Source organism: Corynebacterium sp. HMSC30G07 (assembly GCF_001806945.1).
Taxonomy (GTDB): domain Bacteria; phylum Actinomycetota; class Actinomycetes; order Mycobacteriales; family Mycobacteriaceae; genus Corynebacterium; species Corynebacterium riegelii.
In genome coordinates, this window is record NZ_KV786465.1 from 18,001 (window position 1) to 25,926 (window position 7,926).

Genomic DNA, 7,926 nt, shown 5'->3' on the forward strand with positions numbered 1-7,926 from the left:
TAGTCAGATGCTCTATCCGTTGAGCTACGGGCGCTTGCAACGTGCTAAAACATTACACCCGTTGCAAGAAAGCACCAAAACCGCAGCTCAAGCGCCAGCGAAAGCAGCAAAACACCTACAGCCCCAGCACAGTTTTCGCGATGAGGAAATAAATAATCAGGCCCGTGGCGTCACAGAACGTGGAGATGAACGGGTTGGAAAACACCGCCGGGTCCGCGCCAATGGTCTTGGCCAGGATCGGCATGACGCCGCCCACGGTTGCGGACATGGTGCAGATACTCAGCAGGGTCGCGCCGATGATGATGCCAATGTCACTACCAAAGACCACCCAGCCCAGCACCAGACCCAGCGTGCCCAGGACCAGGCCCAACATCAGGCCGACGCGGACTTCGCGCCACATGACGGGGAGGATGTCGCGCGTGCGGACGTCGTTAAGAGCCAAAGCCCTTGTAACAGTGGTGGCTGCCTGGTTGCCGGTGTTGCCGCCGGTGCCGGTGAGCAGGGGGATGAAGAGGGAAAGAACGGTGACCTGCGCGATTGTCCCTTCGAAGACATCGAGCACCTGCACCGTCAGGATCGCGGAGACCGCCAGCACCAGCAGCCACACAATGCGGGAGCGGAACAACTCGCGCACCGGGGTGGACAGGTACGGGCGGCGCAGCGCCTCGGAACCACCTTGGCGGGCGGTGTCCTCACTGTCGGCGTCCTCGATCACATCGTGCGCCTCGTCATAGGTAAATACGCCGACAAGCCGCTTGTCCGCATCAACCACCGGCACCGCAATGTTGGTGGTGGCCAGCAGCCAACGCGCCGTATCCTCCGCACTGTCGGTCGCCTCTGCCCACACAGGCTCGCGCATAACCTGGCCGATCGTGTCCGCGTGGGTGACAAACAGGTCCTTCAGCTCAGCCACGCCGACCAGCATCAGATCATCATCCACAACAGGCAGCAGGTAGATCGTCTCCAGGTCCGCAGCCTGGGCTTTTAGCTTATCGACGACCACGCCAACCCCCTCATCCGCCCCCACCGCCAGAACGTCCGGGGACATATGGCGACCAACGGTGCCCTTCTCATAGCCCAGCAGCGCGTTGGTGCTCTCGCGCTCCTCTTCATCCAGGCCGGACATAACCTGGTCCGCGATCTCCGCCGGCAGGTTATCCAGCAGCTGCACGCGGTCCTCCGCGCCAAGCGCGGCGAACAGGCTGGTCACGGACTCATCGGACAGGGCTTCAACCAGGTCGGCCTGGTGCGCCGGGTCGAGCGCGTCGAACACTGCGGTGGCGCGCTGCGGGGGCAGCAGGCGCAAAAGCACAGCGCCGCGGGAGGAGGACTGGCGCTCAATCAGTTCAATGATTTGGCGCAGGGGGACGTCTTCAAGCGAGGCCTGCATACGCTCAAGCTCGGCCGCGTCAAGGTCAGTGCTCAGGTTCTTACCCAGCGCCTTTTCCAGCTCGTAGATTGCCTCATCAGCGTCGACTGCCATTCTCACCCTCTCCTTACCCCCGTTAAGCCCCCTGTATTAATACTTTTAACTTTTGCGATACTACCTAGTAGTTTTTTCGTAGCTTTATGCGTTACGTACGTTATCCCAGTCACCGAAGGGTTTACATATGGCTCATCCGATTCGCTCGCGCCGCGTCACAATTGCCGCTGGCGTCCTGTCTGTTGCACTCGTAGCACCCCTAGTGGCTACCCCCGAGAGCACCACCCCGTTCGTCTCTGTTGCACAGGCGCAGACCTCCGATGCGTTTAATGAGCGCTACACCACCTCCAACTTCTGGGAAGTGGACGAGGCTGTCGTTGAAGGCCTGGAGCTGGAGCCGGGGACAACGGTTGCACAGACCACCAACACCATCTGGAGCTGGCAGTTCCGCAATGAGGACGGCAAGCTGATCATTGGCCGCCCAAGGTCCGGCTTTGGCGCTGGCGATAAGGACATTCGCGTCAAGGTGACCCCGGCAACCGGCTCGGCGTACACCACCACCTTGAAGCTGACCGTGGTTGATGCAGAGCCGGAGGCGGTTGACAAGGACAAGTTCAACGAAAGCTACACCACCGCCAACTTCTGGGGCGTAGGCGAAGCCGTTATTGAGGGTCTTGAACTGGATCCGGAGACCAAGGTTTCCCCGACCGCCAGCACTGTTTTTAACTGGAACTTCCGTAATGACGACGGCACCTTGACCCTCATCCGCCCCTCGAATCCCGGCTCCTTCAAAGCTGGTGAGCAGGAAATCAACGTTTCCGTTTCTGAACCCAACGGTGTGAAGTACACGACCACGCTGAAGGTCAACGTGGTTGACCAGGCGCCGGAATCCGTCGAAAAGCCGAAGCTCGAGCAGCGCTACGACACAGCAAACTTCTGGAATGTGAACGAGGCCGCAATTGAGGGCCTTGAGCTGGACCCGGAGACCAAGATCTCCACGACTGCAAACGCCATCTGGAACTGGACTCTGCGCAATGACGGCGGCAAGCTCACCCTCGTCCGTCCGACGTCCAGCGCTTCCTACTCCACCGGGGAGAAGGACATCAACGTTGCTGTTGCTGAGGCCAACGGCTTGAACTACACGGCAACGCTGAAGGTCAACGTGGTTGAGCAAGCGCCGGAGCCAGTTGAGCAGCCGAAGCTTGAGCAGCGCTACCCCACTGCGAACTTCTGGAACGCGAATGAGGCTGTTGTTGAGGACCTTGAGCTGGAGCCAGGCACCACGATTGCGCCGCGCGCGAACACCGCGTTCAACTGGGGCTTCCGTAACGACGACGGCAAGCTCACCCTCATCCGTCCATCCTCCGCCGCAGCGTTTAACACCGGCGACCAGGACATCCCTGTCACGGTGACTGAGGAAAACGGCCTGAATTACCCGGCCACCCTGAAGGTGAAGGTGCTTGATCAGCGCACCGCTAAGGAGTGGGAGGAGCAGCTGCAGAAGACCTACGACATGGACTTTGAAAAGTCTGCTGCTCCGAAGCCCCTGACTGAGATCACGCTTCCGGAGGGCGTTGAGCTGTCCAAGAAGGAGATCATCCACCCATCCGGTTGGGGCGTGAGCGTTGAAAACGGCGTTGTGAACGTGAAGCCGGCCGCAACCTTCATCGAGGGCTTCTTCGAGCTTCCGGTGACGGTAAATGACGGCACCGACACCTTCGAGGCGAAGCTGCGCATCAACGCACGTAACCCGCAGTCTTCCGCCACCGACGTAGCCGGCGGTGTTGCTGGCACGCTTGGCAAACTCCTCGGCGGCCTCCTCGGCGTACCTAACCTGGGCAACCTGCTCGGCGGTCTGCTGGGCGGCGGCGGTTCCGGTGATGGTTCCGGTGACGGCTCTGGCGGCGGCTCTGGCCGTTTGATCAACATCGTGGTCACGAACAACGCCAACAACAACGGCAGCCCCAACGTCAACGTTGTGGTCACGGGTAACGCGAACAACAACGGTTCCAACAATGGCTCCAACAACAGCGTGGTCATTACGGACAACGCCAACCCGCGCGACAACTTCTCCAACAACGGCAACCCGGTAATCACGAATAACGGCAACCCAGTGATCACCGGCAACGCCAACAACAACGGATCCAACAACGGTTCGAACAACACCGTGACGGACAACGGCAACCCGTCCGTGATCATCACCGACAACGCGAACCCACGCGATAACTTCTCCAACAACGGCTCAAACAACAGCGCCATTGTGACCGGTAACGCCAACCCGGTCATCACCGGCAACGCGAACAACAACGGCTCGAACAACAGCGCCATTGTGACCGGCAACGCGAACCCGACGGTGGACATCCGCGACAACGGTTCCAACAACAGCGCCATTGTGACCGGTAACGCCAACCCGTCTGTGATTGTCACTGGAAACGCCAACCCGCAGATCGGCGGCGGTCTTGGTAGCGCGCTCGGCGGCTCCTCCAAGCGTGGCGAGCAGGGCGGCGAAGGCGGCCAGGACGCCGGTAAGGGCGGTTCCAGCAATGGTGGCTCCAGCGGTAACGGCTCCAGCATCGGCGCAGACGTTGAAACCACCGGTGGTCTTTCTGACCCGCGCTGCATCGCTTCCCTGGCCGGCCTGGGTGTTCCGCTGCTGCTGGCTATCCCTGTAGCGCTTGCACAGAGCGTTGGTGCTCCGGGTGCTGCTGGCTTGGCGCCTCAGCTGCAGCGCACGCTTGAAGACGCAGCCCGCAACTTCGGCGTACAACCCACCGACCTGACCGCGATCGCGGGTGGCGTCATTGGCGCCATCCTCACCGTCGCGGCAATCGGTGCAGCGACCACCTGCATCCCGAAGGTTCGCAACGTCGGCGTAGAGATTCGCGGCCCACAGAAGCCGGGTCTCTCCACCGCTGCACTGCCGGCAGTAGAGCCGAAGGCTGTCTAGTCTGGCCCTCTCCGCTGTGACGTAGAGCGTTCAAGGCACCGAAAGGCACCGAAAAGCACCGCCCCTCTGTTTTGGGCGGTGCCTTTTGCGTTGATGGGGTTTGTGAGAGGGGCCGAAGTGAGACAATGACGACATGTCTGATGAGCTTGCCGCGGTCATTGCCTCCCGCCCCCAATGCGAACTACATCTCGCCACAGCTGTCCATCCCATCACCCAGCAGATGCTCGGCGATGGTTACTCGATTCTGGACCCAAGCCGAAAGATTTGGGTCAGCGAGGTTGCTGACGAACTCCGCCGTCGTATTGAGGACAACCCCATCCGTGGGAAGAGTCAAACGCAATGGGAAAAGCTTCGTGAACAATTAACCGGCGCCGCGCCCGAAGTCATCCTCTTGGCCGCCGAGATTGTCATCTTGCGTGAACATCCGATAAACGGATCCCAAGCTGTAACTCGACGTCAGCACCTCGAAGACGTCTTGGCAATCTTGGATCATCCGATTGAGATTCCAAAAGACGTCGTCTCGTGGATGTCTACTACCTCCACTTGTGGTTTCAAGCCCGGGCAAAGCTACTACGGGTCCTTGTGGCGCCAGATCATCTGGGTATCGAATTTCATCAAAGCTTGGGATTCACAAACACCAGAACAAAAAGTTACATCACGGCAAGACCCCTGGACCTTAGAGAGATGCATGCTTGACTCAGGTGAGGACCGATCAGACATCAGGAACGCTTTCCAGTTCCTCATTTTTCCTGAGTACTTTGAGCCAATCTCCAGCCAAGATATGAAGGTGCGCATTCGTGACGCCTTCGCAGGCCGACTGGGCTCCGCTTCATCCGACTCTCCACTCGATGTAGACCAAGATCTTCTTAGGGTTCGGCTTTTACTCAGCCAAGAGATCAGTGAGCCCTTCCACTTCTGGAGCTCAAACGTTCGCCCGCTGTGGGACAAAGATGCCGTCCAAGTTGAACCTGATGTGGAACCTCGGGGCATCCACTACTGGTTGTTCGCTCCTGGACAAGGCGGCGATAACTGGGAAGTGCAATACGCCGACGGTGTCATGGCCATCGGCTGGGAGGAAGTCGGTGACTTGTCTCAGTACGGTTCCCGCGAACAGATTCGCCAGGCTCTCCCGACCGACCAGAATGGGCCTAACAACACACTCGCCCTGTGGGAGTTTCAAAACTCGATACAGCCTGGCGATATCGTCTTCGCCAAGCGTGGGCGCAGGGAAATCATTGGAAGAGGGCGAGTAACCTCTGGCCCACGACACGAACCAGAGCGAATTGGTTTCCCCAACGTCCGGGACGTTGAGTGGACCGACACTGGTAGTTGGGAACATCCCGGTGATGCGGTTGTAAAAACACTGACTGACATCACTCGCTACACGGACTACGTGAAGGATCTTGAGAACCTATTTGGGGATGATCCATCGGAAAGCATCCCAGCGACTGAATTCGCTTCCTACAGCAAAGAACAATTCCTCAAAGAGGTTTATCTTCCAGAAGAGAAGTACGACCGCCTGCGTTCCTTGCTCATGCGGAAAAAGAACGTCATTCTTGCTGGCCCTCCAGGTGTAGGAAAGACATTCTCTGCGAAGCGACTCGCTTACTCAATCATGGGCGAGATGGATAAAAACCGAATCCGTACGGTTCAGTTTCACCAGAGCTTTAGCTACGAAGATTTCATGATGGGATATCGCCCGACGGAATCGGGTGGTTTCAAACTGGAAAACGGCCCTTTTTATGACTTTTGCCTCGAAGCGCAAAAGGACGAAACCGGACAGCCGTATTTCTTCATCATCGATGAAATCAACCGAGGAAATATCTCAAAGATTTTCGGTGAACTTCTCATGCTGATCGAAGCCGATAAGCGTGGACAAAGTCTGCGACTCCTCTACAGGAATGAAAAGTTTTCAGTACCAGAAAATCTGCACATCATCGGGATGATGAACACTGCAGACCGAAGTATTGCTGTTCTGGACTATGCGCTACGCCGACGCTTCGGATTCTTCGAAATGAGACCAGCATTCGACTCATCCCAGTTCAAAAAGGCAAATGGAAGCCCAAGAGAGTGAAGCTTTCGATGCTCTTGTCGCAACGATCCAAGATCTCAACCTTGAGATCGAAAACGACCCGACGTTAGGCCGCGGCTTTGCCATCGGGCACAGCTATCTCACTCTCCCCGAAGGTGCCGCACCTGATGAGGCATGGCTTTCTTCCGTTGTTGAGGATGAGCTAATCCCGCTACTCGACGAGTACTGGTTCGATGAACAAAGCCGAGTCGAAGAATGGGGCTTCAAGCTCAGGACCGCGATCGATGTCTGAAACCTCTGTCCTGATCGGCAATGTTTACGTCATGATGGCGTATGCATTTAGATCTGTCCGTCACCGAGAAGCCGCACTTCGCGGTGAAATCGAGTTCGATCATCTTCATGAGCTCTTAGCTCATCTCATTGGATCCGAAACCAGCCGCCAGGTACGACGAGGCCTTCACAAGCAGTATGTCCCCCACGAAGAAGAGCTCACCACTGTTCGAGGAAAAATCGATGTCAATCGGTCGATGATGCGTAACGCGACTTCACGGGGACGATTGGTCTGCCTGTTTGATGAGTTCAGCGAGGAGACGCAACACAATCGTGCAGTGAAGTCAGCATTGAACACCCTTATCCAACACGGTTCAGTTACTCAGGAACGCAAACGTTTCCTTAAACGCCTAATCAGCCACTTTGCCGGTGTATCGGATGTCCCGTTGCGCATAGTCGACTGGAATTCATTGCCCTACCAGCGCACGAACTCCTCGTACCGAGCATTGATCCAGTACTGCCAGTTCTTGGCGGAGGGTCTATTGCCTTCAGACGAACCGGGCGAATCGCTGTTGACATGGGCAACAGATGACTCGTTGAACGATCTTTTCGAACGCTTCGTCCGTGAGTACTTCGCTGTTCACTATCCTCAGCTCAGCAGTCGCGCCTCAAACGTCGTGTGGTCTGTCGATGATGGCCTTGAGTTGCCATCACAGCTACCAGCGATGCGCACCGACGTCACGCTCACTGACCGACAACGAACACTGATCATTGACACGAAGCTCTACAGCAGCCCCCTCCAACTCGGACGCTGGGGAAAAGCTTCACTTCATTCTGGGAACCTGTATCAGCTATTCACCTATGTGAAGAATGCCGACACGATGCAGGATGGTTCAGTAAGTGGCCTGCTCCTCTACGCGAAAACAACTGCACAGGAGCATCCCGATTTAGACACCCGGATCCAGGGAAACAGAATTCGAGCGACCACGCTCGATCTCACCCTGCCATGGCCTGAAGTCCGCCAAACTCTCGATGCCATAGTAGATCTCTGGTGACTAGTTAGTTGTTGGAATCCGGTGTCACGCCCTGGCAGTCACGCCCTGGCCCCGCGCGATACGACTTGCAGCGACTACTCCCTATTTTTTCAAGAAATTCTTCGACCTCGGTCACAATTACGCACCGGAAAAATGGCCTGTTTTTTGAATCGGTCCACCTGGATCCTCTTACTCGGGTCGGGCATCAACCAGTTCTTCT

Annotated in this window: 5 protein-coding genes; 4 read left to right on the top strand and 1 reads right to left on the bottom strand. The window is 57.1% G+C overall.

What is annotated here, in order from left to right:
• Positions 1-115: 115 nt before the first annotated feature.
• Positions 116-1,483: a magnesium transporter gene (gene mgtE / locus HMPREF3104_RS06425; protein WP_070494869.1), complete on the bottom strand. Its 1,368-nt coding sequence runs from the start codon at positions 1,481-1,483 to the stop codon at positions 116-118.
• Between the two features lie 127 nt (positions 1,484-1,610).
• On the opposite strand from mgtE, the gene HMPREF3104_RS06430 reads away from it, so the two are divergent.
• From HMPREF3104_RS06430 to HMPREF3104_RS06440, 4 genes are all read left to right on the top strand, one after another.
• Entirely contained in the window at positions 1,611-4,370 is a 2,760-nt protein-coding gene (locus HMPREF3104_RS06430) for a hypothetical protein (protein WP_070494870.1), read from the top strand.
• Positions 4,371-4,503: 133 nt separating this feature from the next.
• Positions 4,504-6,444, top strand: coding sequence for an McrB family protein (locus HMPREF3104_RS06435; RefSeq protein WP_246816373.1), 1,941 nt, complete (start codon positions 4,504-4,506; stop codon positions 6,442-6,444).
• Positions 6,425-6,694 carry a hypothetical protein gene (locus HMPREF3104_RS12745; protein WP_246816374.1) on the top strand — a complete coding sequence of 90 codons (270 nt, stop codon included), beginning with the start codon at positions 6,425-6,427 and terminating at the stop codon, positions 6,692-6,694. Before HMPREF3104_RS06435 ends, HMPREF3104_RS12745 begins: the two co-directional genes overlap by 20 nt.
• Positions 6,687-7,727: a 5-methylcytosine restriction system specificity protein McrC gene (locus HMPREF3104_RS06440; protein WP_070494871.1), complete on the top strand. Its 1,041-nt coding sequence runs from the start codon at positions 6,687-6,689 to the stop codon at positions 7,725-7,727. Before HMPREF3104_RS12745 ends, HMPREF3104_RS06440 begins: the two co-directional genes overlap by 8 nt.
• Positions 7,728-7,926 lie beyond the last annotated feature (199 nt).